17 protein-coding genes and 1 pseudogene are annotated in these 18,463 nt (G+C 72.2%); 8 read left to right on the forward strand and 10 right to left on the reverse strand.

Features of this window, described 5'->3' with window-relative positions; genetic code table 11:
• Positions 1-87: 87 nt before the first annotated feature.
• A complete protein-coding gene (locus tag OG352_RS22840) occupies positions 88-957 on the reverse strand; it encodes an SCO2400 family protein (RefSeq protein WP_329219372.1) in 870 nt (289 codons plus the stop codon).
• Between the two features lie 269 nt (positions 958-1,226).
• Between OG352_RS22840 and OG352_RS22845 the strand changes: the two genes are divergently transcribed.
• A complete protein-coding gene (locus OG352_RS22845) occupies positions 1,227-2,861 on the forward strand; it encodes a CBM35 domain-containing protein (RefSeq protein ID WP_329219373.1) in 1,635 nt (544 codons plus the stop codon).
• 6 nt (positions 2,862-2,867) lie between these two features.
• Here the strand turns inward: OG352_RS22845 and OG352_RS22850 are convergent, their stop codons facing one another.
• Complete coding sequence (locus OG352_RS22850; protein WP_329219375.1) at positions 2,868-3,665, reverse strand: TetR/AcrR family transcriptional regulator; 798 nt, start codon at positions 3,663-3,665, stop codon at positions 2,868-2,870.
• A 179-nt stretch (positions 3,666-3,844) separates the two neighbouring features.
• On the opposite strand from OG352_RS22850, the gene OG352_RS22855 reads away from it, so the two are divergent.
• Together OG352_RS22855 and OG352_RS22860 are read left to right on the forward strand one after the other, a co-directional pair.
• Positions 3,845-4,918: a medium chain dehydrogenase/reductase family protein gene (locus OG352_RS22855; RefSeq protein WP_329219376.1), complete on the forward strand. Its 1,074-nt coding sequence runs from the start codon at positions 3,845-3,847 to the stop codon at positions 4,916-4,918.
• A 97-nt stretch (positions 4,919-5,015) separates the two neighbouring features.
• The gene (locus OG352_RS22860) at positions 5,016-5,417 is read left to right on the forward strand and encodes a winged helix-turn-helix transcriptional regulator (RefSeq protein ID WP_329219377.1); all 402 of its coding nucleotides are present in this window, start codon (positions 5,016-5,018) and stop codon (positions 5,415-5,417) included.
• A gap of 147 nt (positions 5,418-5,564) precedes the next feature.
• On the opposite strand, the gene OG352_RS22865 is transcribed toward OG352_RS22860, so the two are convergent.
• The 5 genes from OG352_RS22865 to OG352_RS22885 all read right to left on the reverse strand — a co-directional run bounded on the left by OG352_RS22865 (position 5,565) and on the right by OG352_RS22885 (position 8,862).
• A complete protein-coding gene (locus OG352_RS22865; protein WP_329219378.1) occupies positions 5,565-5,879 on the reverse strand; it encodes an SCO5918 family protein in 315 nt (104 codons plus the stop codon).
• Positions 5,880-5,938: 59 nt separating this feature from the next.
• Positions 5,939-6,154, reverse strand: coding sequence for a CBS domain-containing protein (locus OG352_RS22870; protein ID WP_329219379.1), 216 nt, complete (start codon positions 6,152-6,154; stop codon positions 5,939-5,941).
• Positions 6,155-6,253: 99 nt separating this feature from the next.
• On the reverse strand, positions 6,254-7,759 hold the full coding sequence (locus OG352_RS22875) for a DEAD/DEAH box helicase (protein WP_329219381.1): 1,506 nt from the start codon (positions 7,757-7,759) through the stop codon (positions 6,254-6,256).
• 223 nt (positions 7,760-7,982) lie between these two features.
• On the reverse strand, positions 7,983-8,186 hold the full coding sequence (locus tag OG352_RS22880; protein WP_030939356.1) for a cold-shock protein: 204 nt from the start codon (positions 8,184-8,186) through the stop codon (positions 7,983-7,985).
• Between the two features lie 163 nt (positions 8,187-8,349).
• A complete protein-coding gene (locus tag OG352_RS22885; RefSeq protein WP_329223927.1) occupies positions 8,350-8,862 on the reverse strand; it encodes a DUF5707 domain-containing protein in 513 nt (170 codons plus the stop codon).
• A gap of 244 nt (positions 8,863-9,106) precedes the next feature.
• Here OG352_RS22885 and OG352_RS22890 point away from each other — a divergent pair, with 244 nt between their 5' ends.
• The 5 genes from OG352_RS22890 (at position 9,107) to OG352_RS22910 (ending at position 15,822) form a co-directional block, all read left to right on the forward strand.
• Positions 9,107-11,494 (forward strand): sensor histidine kinase, encoded by a 2,388-nt coding sequence (locus OG352_RS22890; RefSeq protein WP_329219382.1) that lies wholly within the window; start codon positions 9,107-9,109, stop codon positions 11,492-11,494.
• Positions 11,491-12,174, forward strand: coding sequence for a response regulator transcription factor (locus tag OG352_RS22895; protein WP_329219385.1), 684 nt, complete (start codon positions 11,491-11,493; stop codon positions 12,172-12,174). The genes OG352_RS22890 and OG352_RS22895 overlap by 4 nt, the downstream gene beginning before the upstream one ends.
• 103 nt (positions 12,175-12,277) lie before the next feature.
• Positions 12,278-12,580, forward strand: a complete 303-nt coding sequence (locus OG352_RS22900) for an SCO4225 family membrane protein (RefSeq protein ID WP_329219386.1) — start codon at positions 12,278-12,280, stop codon at positions 12,578-12,580.
• 70 nt (positions 12,581-12,650) lie between these two features.
• Positions 12,651-15,137 (forward strand): ATP-binding SpoIIE family protein phosphatase, encoded by a 2,487-nt coding sequence (locus OG352_RS22905; RefSeq protein ID WP_329219387.1) that lies wholly within the window; start codon positions 12,651-12,653, stop codon positions 15,135-15,137.
• Positions 15,138-15,420: 283 nt separating this feature from the next.
• The gene (locus OG352_RS22910; protein ID WP_329219388.1) at positions 15,421-15,822 is read left to right on the forward strand and encodes a DUF5994 family protein; all 402 of its coding nucleotides are present in this window, start codon (positions 15,421-15,423) and stop codon (positions 15,820-15,822) included.
• Between the two features lie 225 nt (positions 15,823-16,047).
• On the opposite strand, the pseudogene OG352_RS22915 reads toward OG352_RS22910, so the two are convergent.
• The 3 genes and pseudogenes from OG352_RS22915 to OG352_RS22925 form a co-directional block, all read right to left on the reverse strand.
• Positions 16,048-16,317 (reverse strand): annotated as a pseudogene (locus OG352_RS22915) (SbtR family transcriptional regulator); the annotation flags it as partial.
• A 146-nt stretch (positions 16,318-16,463) separates the two neighbouring features.
• On the reverse strand, positions 16,464-17,669 hold the full coding sequence (locus tag OG352_RS22920) for a sugar ABC transporter permease (protein WP_329219389.1): 1,206 nt from the start codon (positions 17,667-17,669) through the stop codon (positions 16,464-16,466).
• The gene (locus tag OG352_RS22925) at positions 17,660-18,439 is read right to left on the reverse strand and encodes an ATP-binding cassette domain-containing protein (protein ID WP_329219390.1); all 780 of its coding nucleotides are present in this window, start codon (positions 18,437-18,439) and stop codon (positions 17,660-17,662) included. Before OG352_RS22925 ends, OG352_RS22920 begins: the two co-directional genes overlap by 10 nt.
• Between the last annotated feature and the right edge of the window lie 24 nt (positions 18,440-18,463).

Below are 18,463 nucleotides of genomic sequence, written 5' to 3' on the forward strand. Positions count from 1 at the left end.
CCCGACGCGGAGATCCGGTACGGACGCCGCCGCCCCGGACACCTGGGGTGTCCGGGGCAGCGGCGGAGGCGAGCGAGGTATCCCGGGTCAGCTGATGCAGAGCAGGCCCAGCACGCAGAGTCCTGACGGCGAGGTCGCCTCCTCGGACGGGGGGCTCGTCGGGGACGTCGACGACGGCGTCCCTGACTCCGACCCCGAGTTCGACCCCGACCCGGACGCCGTGCCGTCGCTCGCGGTGGGGTCCGGGGCGGGTGACTGCTGCTCGGTCGTGCCGGTGGTGCCCGTCGTACCGGTCGTGCCCGTCGGGTCCGTGGGAGTGGTCACCGTCCCGGCGTAGGGCGAGGTGTCGGCTCGCTGGCCGGGGGTCGATGGCGCCGTCGACGGGGACGTGGGCGGCGTCGGGGAAGAGGCCACGGTGTCCGGGTGGGTGTTCGCCGGTGACTGCGACGGGGTGGTGTGGCCCGGCGCGGACCGGTGCGTGCCGGACCCGGTCACCGTCGGGCGGATGTACTCCGACGCCGGTTCCTCGCCGCCCGGCGTGGTCGGCAGCTCGGGCGCGGTGGCCGCCTGCGTCCGGTCGCCGCCCTGGCCGTGCAGCACGGAGACGGTCAGCCCGCCTCCGACGAGTGCGACGGCCGTCGCGACCACGGCTCGGCGCTGGTTCTTCTTCCACCGGGCCAACTGCCGCCGCCGCGCCGCCCGCCCTTCCGGCATCGGAAGCGGCACGGGCGCCACGTCCTCGACCGGAGCGACGTCCGAAGTGGTGGACGGAGCAATGCCCGGAGCGCTGCCCAAAGCGATCGCCGTGAACGGGGCGACGACCGGGGCGGGCTCGGCCTCGTAGCGGGTGGTGGTGATCAGCGGGATGACCGGAGCGATGTCAGGCGCGTAGGCGCCGCATCCAGGGCACACCAGGGCGCCGTTGAGATGCCGGCGACACGTGGAGCAGTAGTCCATCTGCGGTCTTCCTACGCGAGGGGCTGATGGCGGGCAACGCTAACGACTCGTTCGAAAGCTTGTGTGAAGTCTGTGTGGTGCTCCTGCACGAATCCCTTGAGGGGATGGAGCGCATGCGACGTCCGCCCAAGGCTTCGTCCATCTACATGAACAGAAATCAAGTACGCGTCTATTGACGTGCTCCGGGCGACGCCCCTAGCTTCCGGGGGAAAGCGCTTTCCGCACCTCTGGCAGACGTCCCGCACCGTCCTGGAGATGGAGAGATCACGATGCGTCATCTGAGACACGCCATGGCATGCACCGGCCTACTGGCAGGCACCCTCGTCACTCTGTCCGCCACCGCCCCGGCACAGGCCGCCCCCACGCCCGCACAGGCCATCACGCCCCCGGCACAGGCCGCCGCCGCCACGATCACCCGCTACGAGGCCGAGACCGCCCCGGCCGTCTGCACCGGCACCCTCGACTCCGACTGGACCGGCTACTCCGGCACCGGATTCTGCAACGGCGCCAACGCGACCAGCGGCTCCGTCCAGTTCACCGTGAACGCGGCCACCGCCGGCGCGGCGACGCTGAACGTCCGCTTCGCCAACGGCGCCACCGCCGCGCGCCCCGCCTCGCTCGTCGTCAACGGTACGACGGTGCAGACGCCGTCCTTCGAGGCCACGGGCGCCTGGTCGACCTGGGCCACCAAGACGCTCACCGTGACGTTGAACGCCGGCAGCAACACCGTCCGCCTCAACCCCACCACCGCGGCCGGCCTGCCCAACGTCGACCACATCGAGGCCACCACCACCGACAGCACCACACCCCCCGCCACCGGCGCGATCTACGTCTCGCCGAGCGGCACGGACGGCGCGGCCGGCACCCAGTCCGCGCCGACCACCCTCACCTCGGCGATCAGCCGGGTCACCGCGGGCGGCACGATCTACCTGCGCGGCGGGACGTACGCGTACGCCTCGACGGTCACGATTCCGCAGACCAGCAACGGGACTTCGGCCGCCCGGACCACCCTGTCCGCCTATCCCGGCGAGACCCCCGTCCTCAACTTCTCGGCGCAGAGCGAGAGTTCGTCGAACCGGGGGCTCCAGCTCTTCGGTTCGTACTGGCATGTCTACGGCCTCGTCGTCGAACGCGCCGGTGACAACGGGATCTACGTCGGCGGCAGCGACAACGTCATCGAGCGCACGATCACCCGCTACAACCGCGACACCGGGCTCCAGCTCGGCCGGATCGCCTCCAGCACCCCCGCCGCCCAGTGGCCGTCCGACAACCTCGTCCTCTCCGCCGAGTCGCACGACAACGCCGACTCCGACGGCGAGGACGCCGACGGTTTCGCCGCGAAACTCACCACCGGCACCGGGAACGTCTTCCGCTACGCCGTCTCCCACAACAACATCGACGACGGCTGGGACCTCTACACCAAGACCGACACGGGCGCGATCGGCCCGGTCACCATCGAGGACTCGCTCTCCTACACCAACGGCACCCTCTCCGACGGCACCGTGAACTCCAACGGCGACCGCAACGGCTACAAGCTCGGCGGCGACGACATCGCCGTCAACCACGTCGTGCGGCGCAGCATCGCCTTCCACAACGGCAAGCACGGGTTCACGTACAACAGCAACCCGGGCTCCATGGCCGTCTCGAACAACCTGAGCATCGACAACGCCACCCGCAACTACTCGTGGGACGCGGGGACTTCGGTCTTCCGCAGCAACACCTCGTGCCGGTTCGGCGTGAGCGGCTCCAACGACAAGACCATCGGCGACGCCGACACCACCAACCAGTTCTGGACCGGTGCCAACGCCTCCCGCTGCGCGTCGTACTCGGGCGCGCTGGGCTGGTCCTTCGCCTCGGACGGCCGTCTCGTCGTGACGTTGGGGGGCAAGCAGGTCACGCTGTGAGCGGCCTCAGGAACCGGATGGCCTCAGGGACCGGACGGCGTTGTCGATCTCCAGGTCGATCAGTCGCCGCGCGTTGATCGTGTGGTTGTCGAACGCGCCGGTGAGTTCGAGGCTCACGATCCCGTGGACCCGCGTCCAGATCAGGATGGCGGCGTGGGCCACGCCCGGTGCGACGTCCGGCCGCTCCTGCGAGCGGGCCCGCAGCCGCAGCAGTTGCCCGTCCAGTGTGCGGTCGCCGCTGGTGCTGTCGGCCGACGCGGTGCCCTGGACGGCCACCAGCAGGTCCATGAGCAGTGCCATCGCCTGATCGAGCGGAGTCTGCGCGGCTTGCGCGGTCTGCCCGCTCTGCCCCGCCTGCCCGGTGACCTCGCCGGGCAGGCCGCCGTCGGATGGACCGCCGCCGGATGGGCCGCCGTCGGATGGACCGCCGGGCAGGTCGCCGGCCCGTTCGCCGAACAGCATGCCGTAGCGCCGCCGGTACCGCAGCGCCCAGTCGCGGTACGCGGTGACCACCAGCCGTACCCGCGTGCGCGGCGCCCTCCTGCCGCCCTCCACGGCCTGGCTCATCGCCGCCGCGAGCTGCTGGTAGGACAGGGTCGCCAGGTGCGCCACCAGCGCGTCCCGCGACGGGAAGTAGCGGTAGACCGCCGGCGCGGACATCGCCATGCTCCGGGCCAGCGCCGCGACCGACAACGCCTGCACGCCGTCCGCGTCGATGATCGCGAACGACGTGTCCTCGATCTCCTGAAGCGTCTGGGCCCGTAGCCGCTCACGCCTGCTCACCGTCCGCGTTTCGTTGGTCACCGTCACATCGTAACGGACCATGCGGATGCTGACGGTCTGAACATCGTGTTACGAAGATTAACGCATCACCGTTATGACTTGACGCATCATGACGGACAGGTTCATAGTTACGACCACTAACAGAGCGACGGGAAGTTGCGAACGTCGCGGAAGTCGCAGAATCCTGAAGGGGTCCGACCATGACCGAGACGAACGCCACCGACGAGGCCACCGTGACCGTTACCGAGGTGGTGCTGCCGGGCAAGGTCGCGCCGTCCGGCCTGCGGCTCGTCCAGCGCGCCCTGCCGACTCCCGCCGCCGGCCAGGCCCTGGTGCGCGTCGAGTCGACCGCCGTGTCCTTCGCCGAGGGTGCGATGCGCCGGGGCCGCTACCACGGCCAGCCCGCGTTCCCGTTCGTGCCGGGCTACGACCTCGTCGGCGTCGTCGAGGCCGTCGGCCCCGGCGTGGACCGTGCGCTCGTCGGCCGACGGGTGGCCTCGCTGACCAAGACCGGCGGCTGGGCCACCGCCGTCCTGCTGACCGCCGCCGACCTGGTGGAGGTGCCCGACGGGATCGCCGCCGACGACGCGGAGACGCTGATCGTCAACGGGCTGACCGCGTACCAGATGCTCCACCGCAGCGCGAAGGTACGGGCGGGGCAGACCATCCTCGTCACGGGAGTCAGCGGCGGCGTGGGCACCGTCCTGGCGCAGCTCGCCCGGCACGTGGGCGCCCGCGTGATCGGCACCGCCCACCCGCGCCACCACGAAGCGCTGCGCACCCTGGGCGTGGAGCCGATCGACTACCGGGACCCCGACCTGACCGCCCGCGTCCGCGCACTCGCCCCCGACGGCGTGGACGCCGTGTTCGACCACCTCGGCGGCGCCAGCGTCACCCTGTCCTACCGCCTGCTCAACCGCACCGGCACGCTGGTCTCGTACAGCATCGCGGCAGCGCTCGACGACACCAGGCCCGTGCTGCTCGACTTCCTGCCGTTGCTCGCCAAGCTGGCGTTCTGGAACTACCTGCCCACCCGCAGGCACGCGAGCTTCTACGATGTCTGGGCGGGCGCCGGCAAGCCGGACTCGGCCAAGCGCGAGGCGTTCCGGGCCCGGATGCGCACCGACCTCGCCCAGGTCTTCGACCTGCTGCGCGACGGCCGGCTCACTGCGATGATCGCCGCCCGTTTCCCGCTGGCCGAGGTCGCCGAGGCCATGGAGTTGGCGGAGTCCTCCGGCCGCACCGCCGTCGGCAAGATCATCCTCGTTCCCTGACCGGCCGGACCAGCGCCATCATCAGTCGGGGCGTCGTCGACGGCAGCGGGCAGACGCCGTCGCGGGCCGGCTGAGCCGTCGGACGTAAGGTGAGGGCATGGGTGCGGAGGTGGGTGAGGCGTCTCTCGTGGACCGGGTGCGGAATGCCGACGCCGGTGACGGGATGTGTCCCCATCGACTGGTGATGGAGCATGTCACCAGCCGTTGGGGCACCCTGGTCCTGATCGCGCTGCGGGACCGTTCGTACCGGTTCGGCGAGCTGCGCCGGAAGATCGGCAAGGTCAGCGAGAAGATGCTGACGCAGACCTTGCAGACCCTGGAGCGCGACGGCCTCGTCCACCGCGACGCCAAGCCCGTGATTCCGCCCCGCGTCGACTACTCCCTCACGGACCTGGGCCGCGAGGCGGCCGACCAGGTCCGGAGTGTCGCGCAGTGGGTGGAGCGGCGGATGACGGCGATCCAGCAGGCCCGCGAGGAGTACGACTCCGCGAAGTCGTGATTGTGTCGAGCGTTGCCGGGTGTTGTCGGGAGCGGTCGGGCGCGGTCGAGCGTCGTTACGGGCTTTGTGCGCCGCTCCGCGCCCGTCCGCGTCCTGGGGGCCGGGAAATGTGACAGGTGGAGATGGAAGTGTCACATTTCCGTGGGCTTATGCGTCCTGGGAGCCGGGGCTTCCGAGCAGTTCCGACGCGGTCTGGAGCGGGGTGAGGACGTACTGGGGCGCCGCTTCGGGGTGGTCGTGGCAGGTGAAGCCGAGGCGGGTCATGGCCCGGACGACCTCGCCGCTGGTGAAGTCGCGGCGGTCCTGCCGGGTGAGGATCTCGCCGACCTGCTTCACGGGGTAGCGGCGGCGGCCGATGGTCACGGATTCGCCGGTGACGAGTTCGGGCGTGATGCCCTTCATCGAGTCCAGCACCCCGTTCCTGGTCAAGTCGAACGGGTAACGGGCGATGACACAGCGCATGATGCCTCCCAGGGAGGAGAGGGTAACGGGGGACTGGGGTGGGGAGAGAGCGAGTCGGGTCAGTGAGCTGGGTGGAGAAGGGGGAGGACGTCTCGGAGGCGGGCTCGGTCCGTGTATGCGGAGCTGTCCCGGAAGGCGGTGAGCCGGGTCCGGGTGACTGCGCCCGTGGTCTGGTCGTCGCCGTCGCACAGGAGCAGGTACTCGACTCGGGCGCCGTCCATGAGAGAGAGCGCCACCTCGATGGTCATGTCGTCGAGGACCCGCGGTTGCAGCATCCGAACCGGTGTCAAGAAATAGCTCCTGCCGAGAGGTGAGAGGGGGGAGTTGGCGCGCCTTTGCCTGTCAGCAGGGGCTCGGGCCGTCGGCCTTGGGCCTCAGGCCGCCGGGTCCACCGCCGGGCGCTGCCGCGACGTTGTCCGTCGCCAGCCCGCCTCCGCCGAGGACCGGCCGCCCTGTCCGCCACGGCCGCGGCCGCCTCGGGACGCGGACGGACTTCCCGCGCGCCGCGGACGCTTCTCGGCGGCCGGTGCGGTGATGACGACCGGGACGCCGGACGGGGCCTGGGCGCCGGTGATGCGGCTCAGTTCCGCCTCGCCCGAACGGACCGGGGTGACCTGCGGGGAGATGCCGGCGGTGGCCATCAGGCGGCTCATGCCGCGTCGTTGGGCGGGGGTCACCAGGGTGACCACGCTGCCGGACTCGCCGGCGCGGGCGGTACGGCCGCCGCGGTGCAGGTAGTCCTTGTGGTCGCTGGGCGGGTCGACGTTGACGACGAGGTCGAGGTTGTCGACGTGGATGCCGCGCGCGGCGACGTTGGTCGCCACCAGCACCGTCACATGGCCGCTCTTGAACTGGGCGAGGGTGCGGGTGCGTTGCGGCTGGGACTTGCCGCCGTGCAGGGCCGCCGCGCGGACACCGCTGCTGAGCAGGTGCTCGGTCAGCCGGTCCACCGCGTGCTTGGTGTCGAGGAACATGAGCACCCGGCCGTCGCGCGCCGCGATCTCGGTGGTCGTGCGGTGCTTGTCGGCGTCGTGCACGTGGAGCACGTGGTGCTCCATCGTGGTGACCGCGCCCGCGGACGGGTCGACGGAGTGCACCACCGGGTCGCTGAGGTAGCGGCGGACGAGCAGGTCGACGTTGCGGTCGAGGGTGGCGGAGAACAGCATCCGCTGGCCGTCGGGGCGTACCTGGTCGAGGAGTTCGGTGACCTGGGGCATGAAACCCATGTCGGCCATCTGGTCGGCCTCGTCGAGGACCGTGATGGCGACGTCGCCCAGGCGGCAGTCGCCGCGGTCGATGAGGTCCTTCAGCCGGCCCGGTGTCGCGACGACGACCTCGGCCCCGGCGCGCAGCGCACCGGCCTGCCGGCCGAGCGACATACCGCCGACGACGGTCGCGAGGCGCAGCCGCAGCGAGCGGGCGTACGGGGTGAGCGCGTCGGTGACCTGCTGGGCGAGCTCGCGGGTCGGGACGAGGATGAGGGCGAGCGGCTGGCGGGGTTCGGCACGCCGGCCTTCCAGCCGGGCCAGCACGGCGAGGCCGAAGGCGAGGGTCTTGCCCGAGCCGGTGCGGCCGCGGCCGAGTACGTCACGGCCGGCCAGGGAGTTCGGCAGGGTCGCCGCCTGGATGGGGAACGGGACGGTCACGCCCTCGTGGCCGAGCGCGGCCAGCAGCGGGGCGGGCAGGGCGAGTTCGGCGAACGCCTCGACGGCGGGCAGTGCGGGGGTGATGGTCTTCGGCGGCGCGAATTCACCCTGGAGTGCGGCGGGCCGGCGTCCGTGACCTGCGGAGCGGCGCTGAGAGCCGAAACGGCTGCTGCCGCTCGATCCTGACGATCCTGCGAAGCGGTCGTATGTGCGGGTTTTTCGTGCATGATTCATGCAGAACCTTCCTTGTTGCGGGCGCGTGACAAGGAATTCCGCAGCTGGAAGAACGGCGCAGAGAATCGCGAGAACGAGCCGGAAACGGGGTGAAAACCGGTGTGCGGGCCGAGGTGAAGGCCGGGGTCGAGACGGGCGTGAAATCGCCTGAAAACGAAGCGAGCCGGGGCCCGCACCCCAAGGTGCGGGCCCCAGCTGCGAAAGTATGCGTCAGCGCCGGTGATCAGGCGGGGACGATGTTCTCGGCCGTCGGGCCCTTCTGGCCCTGCGCGATGTCGAACGACACCTTCTGGCCTTCCTGGAGCTCGCGGAAGCCCTGGGCGGCGATGTTCGAGTAGTGGGCGAAGACGTCGGGGCCGCCGCCGTCCTGCTCGATGAAGCCGAAGCCCTTTTCCGCGTTGAACCACTTCACGGTACCGGTGGCCATGATGTATCTCCTTCGGGATGGTGATCAACCCGTCGGAAAACCTCTAGGCAACCACAACTGCAACTGAGGTCGACAGTAGCATGCCGTGATCGGGCGGGCGGGAAAAATAATTCTGCGTGACTTCCCGTTCCGGGAATATTCATCGCGCGGAGAGAAGAAAATCTCAGCGTGTTACGTCGAAGGCGGCGGCGCGGGGCACGAACTTCGTGTCGCCGTCCTTGGCCGTCGCCAGCACCGAGACGTGCCAGGTGCCCGGGGCCAGTTCGGCGGCCTCCTCCTTCGTGACGTTCAGGGTGTAGGTGCAGCGGGACGTCGTCGCGGTGGACGAGGCGGCCGAGGTCGCCGAGGCCGCCGAGGTGCTGCGGCACTGCGCGTCGTCCACGTCCCGGAGCTCCGCCTCGGTCGGGTCCAGCTTCGAACTCGCGGGCCAGGCAAGGACCTTGAGGCCACGGACACCGGAGTCGTCACTCACGTCGGCGGTGAAGGTGATCGAGCCGGCGGCGGTGCCGGACGGGGCGACGTAGCGGGCGGAACTGTTCGCCACGGTCACCTTCGTGGCGGCCGGGGACGAGGTCGATGTCGAGGACGAAGCCGAGGCCACGGCGATGCCGCCGGCGGCCACCGCGCCGACGACGGCGACACCGATGAGCGAGGACACGAGAGCGCGCTTGGACATGGGCATGGACATGGGAGATCCCCCTGGACGAGTTCGGTGAGTGTGACGAGTGCGAGATGAGTGCGATGAGCTGGACGCTTTGAACACGTTGAACGCTAGGGGCGAGGGACCTGCGCCGTCCTCGCGCTGCGGGACGATTGCCGGGTCTAACCGCAGGTGGAGCGTCTGCAACCCAGGTAAGAGACCCGAATCCGCCTTCAGCCGGAGTCGGGCCGCTCACCTGCGGTCATAGCCTGGATCCGCCATGAACCGAACCGATGACGACCGGCTGCTCCCGGTCCTGCTGCTCTGCGCCCAGGCCCTGCTGTGGCCCGGCGCGGAACTGGTGCGCGGTGCCGTCCCGCCCGCGTCCGCGCTGCTCGTGGCGGCCCTGGTCGCCGGGCCGGTGACGGCCGCGCTCGTGCTGCGCCGGACCCGTCCGGTGGCCGCCCTCGTCGTGGTCGTCGCCGCCTGCGCGCTGGGGGCGGGGCCGCTGCCCGCCGGGGCGGTGGCGGTGCTCGGGACCGCGGGGGTCGCGCTGGCCCTGTTCACCGTGGCGACCGAACGCGACACCTTCACGGCCGTGCTGTGCGTGACGGCGCTGGCCGCCTGGCAGTCCCTCCAGGGCATCGGCCTGCACGGGCTGGGCGACCGCGACGGCCTCGACCTCGTCCTGACGGCCCTGTTGTACGTCGCCGCGTCCGGCGCGGGCATCCGGGTACGGCGCGCCCGTCGTGCGCGCCGGGCCTCCGAACGGCTGCTGAACCGGGCCGAGACCGAACGCCATCGGCTCCCGGCAGCCGAACGGCGGCGTATGGAACGGGAGTTGCACGACGTCAGCGCCCATCATCTGACGGCCGTGGTGGTCACGGCGGGGGCGGCGCTCGGACTGCGCGACCGTCGTCCCGAACTCGCCGCCGAGGCGCTGGAGTTCGCGGTCGATACCGGCCGCGAGGTCACCCGGGCGCTCGGCGCGGTACGGGCACCGGCGCCCTCGCGCGAGCAACTGCCGTCGCCGGACGACCGGTTGAGGGGCCTGATCGCGGGCTTCCGCCGACTGAACCAGCAGGTGGACGACGAGATCGAGGGCGAGGTCGAGATCGAGGTCGAGGGCAGCCCGCTGTCGGACGGGGCCGTCGCGGACGCGGTGTACGGCATCGTCCGCGAGGCGCTGACCAACGTGGCCCGGCACGCGCCCGGCGCGCAGACGAGGGTGGAGTGCCGGTACGGCGACGCCCGTACGGAGGTCGTCGTCACCAGCGCGGCACCCCCGGCCGGTGCGGCGGCGCACGGCGCGGGCCTCGGCGGAGGGCGCGGCCAGGGCTTCCTGCGGTCCCGGGCGCGGGAGGCGGGCGGCACGCTGACCAGCGGTCCGACGGCGGACGGCGGCTGGGAGGTACGGGCCGTCCTGCCCGGCCGGAGCGCCACCCCGGCGGAGCGCTCCGTCCCGCGCGGCTACCGCCTCGCGCAGGTGACGGCCGCCGTCGGTCTCGTCCTGCAACCCCTGCTCCCGGCGCTCGTCATCCGCCCGGAGATCCAGCAGAGCGGCGCCGCGCAGGTCTCCGCCGGCGTACTTTTCGCCCTCCTGGCGGCGGCCCAGGCGGTCGCCCTGCTCTGGCTGCGCCGAGCGCCCAGCACCGCCCAGTTCGCCCTGCTCGCCCTGGCCCTGCTCTGGCCCCCGGCGATGACCACGGCCGACTACACCGGCCCGGTCCTCCTGCCGCCGGCCCTGAGCATCCTCGCCACGTGCGTGGCCTTGGTGACGGTGACGTCCCGCGCGACGGCCGATGCGCCCCGCAACGCTGCCCGCAGCCGTCCGCTTGCCGGGAAGCCGTTGCGCCTGCCCCTGCCGACCCGCCCGGGTGCCGCCCTCGCGGGCGCCGCCGTGGTCGTGCACGCGGGGGCCGTGAGTGCTGCCGTTCTGGGGCGGGGAACGGGGGTTCCCGGGTGGGGAGTCGGGGTGGGTTCGATGGTCGGGGCGGGGCTTGTGGCCGGGGTGGCCTGGTGGGGTGGGGGCAGGTGGGGGCGGCGCGTGCTGGCGGTTCGGGGGGCGCGGGACGAACGTCTCGTCGCCTGGACCGAGGAGGCCGTTCGGGAGGCGTGGGCCGAGCGTCGGCGTATCGCCGCCGGGCTGGAGAGCACCGTGCTGGCGCGTACCGGCGACATGGTCGAGGAGGCGGAGGCGGGGCGGCTCGACGCGGTCGCCGAACGCGCCCGTGAGGCCCTGGCCGCGATGCGCGCGCTGCTCGACACCGTCAGGGAGGGGGAGTCGGGGCCGCCCGAACTGCGGCCGCAGCCCACCGTCCAGGCCCTCGACCTGCTGGCCCAGCAGTGCCGGGCCACCGGCCGCGACGTGGAGATACGGCTCACCGACCGCGTCCCCGACCGACTGCCCACCGCCGTGGACCTGGCCGCCTACCACGCCGCCGAGACGGTGCTCGCGGCCGGCGGCGACGAGCCCGCACTGCTCGAACTCGACGCGCACGACGGTACGTTGACGCTCACGGCGACCGGCGTGCCGCGCGCCGACGAACCGGCCGTACGGGAGCGGCTGGCGGCGCGGGCCGCGACGCTCGGCGGCACCCTGACCACGGGCCGGCCGGGCACGGTCCACCTACGGCTGCCCCTCGCGGGCGAGGAGAGGGAGCGATGAGCGTCAGCGTGCTGGTCGTCGACGACCAGGGGATCGTCCGGGCGGGGTTCGCCGCCGTGATCGACGCCGAGGAGGACATGACGGTCGTCGGCGAGGCCGCCGACGGCGCCGCCGCGGTGCGTCTCGCCGCGGAACTGGCCCCCGACGTCGTCCTCATGGACGTACGGATGCCCGAACTGGACGGCATCGCCGCCACCCGCATCATCACCGGCCGCCCGGACGCGCCCCGGGTGCTCGTCCTGACCACCTTCGACCTCGACGCGTACGTCTTCGACGCGCTGCGGGCCGGCGCGTCCGGGTTCCTGCTCAAGGACGTCCGGCCCGCCGAACTGCTGGACGGCATCCGGGTGGTGGCCGCCGGCGAGAGCGTCCTCGCGCCGTCCGCGACCCGTCGGCTGATCGGCCGGTACGCGTCCGGGCCGGGGCCCGCGACCTCGTCCGTGGGCGGTCCGCGCGAGCTGGACGGTCTCACCGGCAGCCAGCGCAACGTCCTCGCCCTGCTCGCGTCCGGACTCAACAACGCGGAGATCGCCCAGCACCTCGGTATCACCGTCGGCACCGTGAAGTCCCACGTCAACGCCCTGCTGCGGAAGCTCGGGCTGCGCGACCGGGTCCAGGCGACGATCCTCGCCTACGACCTCGGCCTCACCCGCCCGAACCCGCCCGGCACCCACCTCTGACCACCGCGACTCCGACCACCCGCGACACCGACCACCCGCGACTCTCACCACAGCGACTCTGACCACAGCGACTCTCACCACCGCGACCGAGGAGCCCACCCCCGTGACCCGTCCGCTGACCCGGCTGCGCCATGCCCTCACCGATGTCGTCGCCCTCGTCTACCTCGCGCTCTGCACCGCCCTGCTCGGGTGGTCGATCGTCGTGAGCGTCGTCGACGACTCGGGCGAGTCCATGGCGGGCGTCATCCCGCTGCTCGCCACTCTCCCGGCCAGTTTCGTCGTCGGCGTACTGCCGGACAGTCCCGCGATGTTCGTCGTCGGCGTCGTGGTCGGGGCGCTGGTCAACGCCGCCGTCATCGGCTGGTGCGCCCGAGCCCTGCGACGGAATAATGTTCAAAACGGGTAGATGGGTATATCAGGTGTATATCGGCACGTTCGATGCGGTGGAGAGCTCTACGAGAGCGAGATGAGCGGTCATGGAGGAGACGGGTTCCGTCCGGGACGTCGTCGACGAGGCGCTCACCGCGCGCGTCACCGTCGACGAGCACGGCACCGTGACCGGGTGGAACGCCGGTGCGGAAGCGCTGCTGGGGCATGCGGCGGCGCAGATCCTGGGCCGGCCGGCCGCCGCTCTGCTCGCCGAGGAGCCCACGGCGGCGGAGGTCCCGCCGTTCGCCGGGCTGCCGAGGTGGCACGGGGAACTCGCCCTCCGGCACCGGGACGGTCACCGCGTCGAGGCGCGTGTGCTGGCCCACCACCACGCGGCACCGGAGTCCGGCGGGCCGGGCGGGCCCGGCGGGTCGGGTGAGCCCGGCGGGGAGTGGCTGGTGCTCTCCGCCCTGACCGGGCGGGAACCCGTGCCCGCCGACGACGGCCTGGTCGGCTGGAGCTTCACCCAGTCCCCGTTCAGCGCGATGGCCCTGTACGACACCGGGCTGCGGCTGCGGCGGGCCAACGCCGGCATGGAACACTCCATGGCGCTCACCGAGCGTGACATGCGCGGGCTGCGCGTGCCCGAGATCGTGGACGACGAGGCGGGCGAGGTCGCCGAGCAGGACATGCTCCAGGTGCTGGCGAGCGGCCGGACGCACTACCGCGAGAACTATCTGCGCACCGCCGGTGACACCCGCGAGCACGCCTGGTCGGTCGTCCTGTCGCCGCTGCGGGACTCCGCCGGCGGGACCCGCGGTGTCTGTCTGTCCGCGCAGGACATCACCGAGCAGTTCTGGGCCCGCAAGCGCCTCCAGTTGATCGCCGAGGCCGGCCGGCGCATCGGCAGAACCCTCGACGTGACCCGGACGGCACAGGAACTGGCGGACGTGTCGGTCCCCGACCTCGCCGACTTCGTCAGCGTCGACCTGCTGGCCTCCCTCGACGCCGGAGACGGCGGAGACGGTGCACACAGCGGAGACGGCGGAGACGAGGCGTACCCGGACACCGGGGCGGGCGGCGGCTCCCTCGTGCTGCGCCGCATCGCCCATCAGTCCGTACTCCCCGGGATCCCCGAGGCGGCCGTCGTCCCGGGCGGGACGGAGGAGTATCCGGCGGGCGCGCCGCCGGCCGAGAGTGTGCGGTCGGGGCGGTCCCTGCTGCACCGGACGACCGATCCCGCGATCGTCGACTGGGCCGCCCGGCACCCGCTGCGGGCCGACCGGATCCGCGAGTTCGGCATCCACTCGGTGATGACCGTGCCCCTGACCGCGCGCGGGAGCGTCCTGGGCGTCGCCGTCTTCGTCCGGCACCGGCACCCCGAGCCGTTCCAGCAGGACGATCTCGTCCTGGCCGAGGAACTGACCGCCAGGGCGGCCGTCTGCATCGACAACGCCCGGCGCTACACCCGCGAGCGTGGCACGGCGGTCGCCCTGCAGCGCAGTCTGCTGCCGCAGGGGCTGCCGGAGCAGGACGCGGTGGAGGTCGCGTCCCGCTACCTCCCGGCCGGCGCCCGGGCCGGGGTGGGCGGGGACTGGTTCGACGTGATCCCGCTGTCCGGCGCGCGGGTGGCGCTGGTCGTGGGGGACGTCGTGGGCCACGGCATCCACGCCTCCGCGACCATGGGGCGGCTGCGGACCGCCGTCCGCACCCTCGCCGACATCGATCTGCCGCCCGACGAGCTGCTCACCCACCTCGACGACCTGGTCGTCCGGCTGGCCGGCGAGGACGTCGGAGCGACCTGTCTGTACGCCGTGTACGACCCCGTCTCGCGCCGCTGCACCCTCGCCCGGGCCGGTCACCCGCTCCCCGTAGTGGTGAGCCCCGACGGCGACACCGGCGCGGACGGCACCGTAGAGCTGCTCGATCTGCCGACCGGGCCGCCGCTCGGGCTCGGCGGGCTGCCCTTCGAGTCGGCCGAGATCGAACTGCCGGAGGGCAGTCTGCTCGTCCTGTACACCGACGGCCTGATCGCGTCCACATCCGGTGATCGTGACGCCGACGACGGTCTGTCCCTGCTGTGCCGGGCGCTCACCCGCCCCGCGGCCTCCCTGGACACGGTGTGCGACACGGTCCTCGGCGCCGTGCTCCCGCACCGGCCCATCGACGACGTCGCCCTGCTCGTCGCCCGCACCCGGGCGCTGGACTCCGCCCGGGTCGCCGTCTGGGACGTCGCGCCCGATCCCGCCGCCGTCGCCGAGGTCCGCAAGAACGCCGTCGGGCAACTGGACCTCTGGGGTCTGACCGACGCGGCCTTCGTCACCGAGCTGGTCGTCAGCGAGCTGGTCACCAACGCCATCCGGTACGCCGAGGCGCCCATCCAGCTCCGTCTCATCCACGACAGAAGCCTCATCTGCGAGGTCTCGGACGCCAGCAGCACCGCGCCGCACATGCGCCGCGCCCGCACCTACGACGAGGGCGGCCGAGGCCTGCTCCTGGTCGCTCAGCTCACCCAGCGCTGGGGCACCCGCCCGACCGCCACCGGCAAGACGATCTGGGCGGAACAGGACGTCGACCCCTCCGGCACACCGTGAGACCCAGGGGCTCCCCCGTGGAAAGGTGACACTTCCCCACCGGAGTGTCACCTTTCTGCGGCACGTCCCCCGGCCCCGGACGGCTCGAGTCCGCCCTCCCCGGTCACGAGGAGTGGCCGGGGAGGGCGGGGGAGTACGGTGAGGGCGCGGGGATCCTTCGTACACCGGCGTCCTGACCGGTCTCGTCCTCGCTCCGTGCGACTGGAAAACTGCCCGCCCAGGCCTGCGACTTGCTCACTTCCGTCTCCCCTACGGCCCGCTCACGGCCCCTTACGGAGCAGACATGACCACCGCACTCCAGCCCGCGCCGCCGCCCTCCCTCCCGCTCCTGCGCCTGACCCTGGCTCCCCACCGCTCGATGCCCCGCCCCATCGACGGCGCGTGGTGGCCCCGCTCCTACGATCTGCTCGCCGAACTCCCCGGCCTGCTGGGCGGGTTGCCGCCCGCCTGGGGTCACATCACCAGAGTCACCGTCAACGGGTCGAAGTGGTCCGCCGCGCCCGGCCGGATCCTCGTCTGCAACCAGGTCGTACGGCTGTCCCGGACCGTGACGGCGACCGCCCCGGACACCGTCGTCCTGCTCGCGCCCGGCCGGGGCCGCTGGGACCTGCTGGTCGTCCCGCCCGACACCGCCGAACAGGCCGCGAAACCCCTGATGGCAGCCGCGGCCGACGGCCACGCCTGACAGCCGTTCCCGGGCGGGCTGTCCGCCGGCGGGCGAGTTCCGTCGGCTGCCGGCCGACCGGGGCCTCGCACCGCCCGAACTCCCGCTCACCGTCAGCCCGTTGCCCGCCGCCGCGACCGTCCTGGATCCGTACCCGGTCCGGGGTGGCGGTCATCGCCGCCGCGACCGTCCGCCCGCCCGCCGGCATGATCCACGCACAGTGAGACAACACCCGTCCGGCGACGGTCAGTTCGATCGGCGCAGGCCGGCGACGAGGAGTTCGACCAGGCGGCGCGCGTCGTAGCGGGGGTCGCTCTCCGCGCCGATGCAGAGGTTTCCGACGCCGCGCATGAGCTGGTAGGCCTCGACGTCGGGGCGGATCTCGCCGGCGGCGGCCGCGGCGTCGAGGAGCCGGGTGCACACGGGCAGCAGGCGGTCGAGGAAGTAGGCGTGCAGGGTCTCGAAGCCGGCGTGGTCGGACTGGAGCACGGCGGCGAGGCCGTGCTTGGTGACCAGGGAACCCCCACGGGCGACCGTGGGAATCCCCCGCGCTGTCGCCCGGCACGCGTCCGACCTGACCGAGCACAACGTCCACGACATCGCCTGAGGCCCGCCGGGGAGCCGTCACCCTCAGTCCAGGACACCCACCCCCCGGCACACCCTCACTCCCGTCCCCGCGCCTCCGCCGCCCGCCGGGCCAGGGAGTCGAAGACCACCGCCGTGTACAGCACGCCGCCGGTGATCATGATCTGGACCGGGGGGTCGACTCCGAGCAGGGCCATGCCCGAGGCGATCGACTGGATGATGAGCACTCCCAGCAGCGCGGACCAGGTCGAGCCGTGGCCGCCGAAGAGGCTGGTGCCGCCGATGACGGCGGCGGCGATGGCGTTGATCAGCAGCATTCCGGAGCCGGGGACCTGGCTCGCCGAGGTGAGCCGCGACGCGACGAACAGGCCGCCGACCGCCGCCAGCGTCCCCGACACCATGAACACGGAGATCCGTACGCGCGTCACGTCGACGCCCGCCCGCCGGGCCGCCTCCTCCCCGCCGCCCAGGGCGAGGACCTGCCGGCCGTAGGGCGTGCGGCGCAGCAGGAGGTCCGAGACGACGATGACGCCCAGGAACAGCAGCAGCGCCAGCGGCAGGCCCTCGAACCGGCCCAGCACGTAGACGGTGGCGAACGCCGCCACCGCCAGCAGGGCCGTCCGCGCCCAGATCTCGCCCACCGGCCGCTGCGGCATCCCGGCGGCGCCGCGGCGCCCGCGGTTGCGGTACGAGACGGCGAGGTAGGCGGCCGTGGCGAGCGCCGCCAGCCCGTAGGTGACGACGGGCGCGCCGAAGTAGCGGCTGGTCAGCATGGCGACCAGGCCGTCCTCGCTGAGGTTGATGGAGGTCTCCGTCCCCAGCAGGACGAGCATCAGCCCGTTCCAGGCCAGCAGCCCCGCGAGGGTGACGACGAACGCGGGCACGCCGATCCTGGCGAAGGAGAACCCGTGGACGGCCCCGGCGGCCGCGCCGCAGAGCACCGCGATGATCACGGCGAGCCATTCCGGCATCCCGAGGTTCACGTTCAGCGCCGCGAACACGGCGCCCGCCAGGCCCGCGAGCGAGCCCACCGACAGGTCGATCTCGCCGATCAGCAGGACGAAGACGATGCCGACGGCGATCATGCCCGTCCCGACGATGTCCACGCTGAGGACGGACAGGTTGCGCGGCGAGAGGAACTTGTCGTCGAGGCCCTGGAAGACGATCCAGATCACGGCGAGCGTGAGCAGCGCCGGGACCGGGCCGAGCGCCCCTTCGGGCAGCCTGCGGCGGACCACCCCGGCATACGCCCCGAGACGCCCGCCGTACCCCCTCATGGCCATGCTTCCTCCGGGCGGGTCGGGCGGTGGGAGGCGGCGTTGTCGGCCGCTCCGGTGATGGAGGCGATGATCTGTTCCTGGGAGGTCGTGTTCACGTCGAACAGACCGTTGTTACGGCCGAGGCGCAGGACGGCGACCCGGTCGGCGACGGCCTTGATGTCACCCATGTTGTGGCTGATGAGCAGCACCCCGAGACCCTGGTCGCGCAGTTCCTCGATGAGGTCGAGGAGCTGACCGGTCTGCTCGACGCCCAGCGAGGCGGTGGGCTCGTCGAGCAGGAGCAGCCGGGGCCCGCCGAGGAACAGCCGGGTGATCGCGACGACCTGCCGCTGGCCGCCGGACAGCGTGGCGAGCGGCACCCGCACGTCCGGTATGCGCACGGACAGGGTGTGCAGCAGCTCGCGGGTGCGGCGCTCCATCTCCACCTCGTCGAGGATGCCGAGCCGGTGGATCTCCCGGCCGAGGAAGAGATTGCCGACGACGTCGAGGTTCCCGCACATCGCGAGGTCCTGGTAGACGGTCGCGATGCCCAGGAGCTGGGCGTCCTGGGGCCGCTTGATCTGCACGGCGCCGCCCTGCCACTCGATGACGCCCTTGTCGGCGGGACCGACCCCCGAGATCACCTTGACCAGCGTGGACTTGCCGGCGGCGTTGTCGCCCACCAGCGCGACCACCTCCCCCTCCCCGATCTCCAGCTCGACGTCCACCAGCGCCTGGACGGCGGCGAACCGCTTGGACACACCGCGCAACGCCAGCAGCGGCTGAACCGGCACGGGCCCACCTCCTCATCGAGCGAC

Source organism: Streptomyces sp. NBC_01485 (genome assembly GCF_036227125.1).
Lineage (GTDB): Bacteria > Actinomycetota > Actinomycetes > Streptomycetales > Streptomycetaceae > Streptomyces.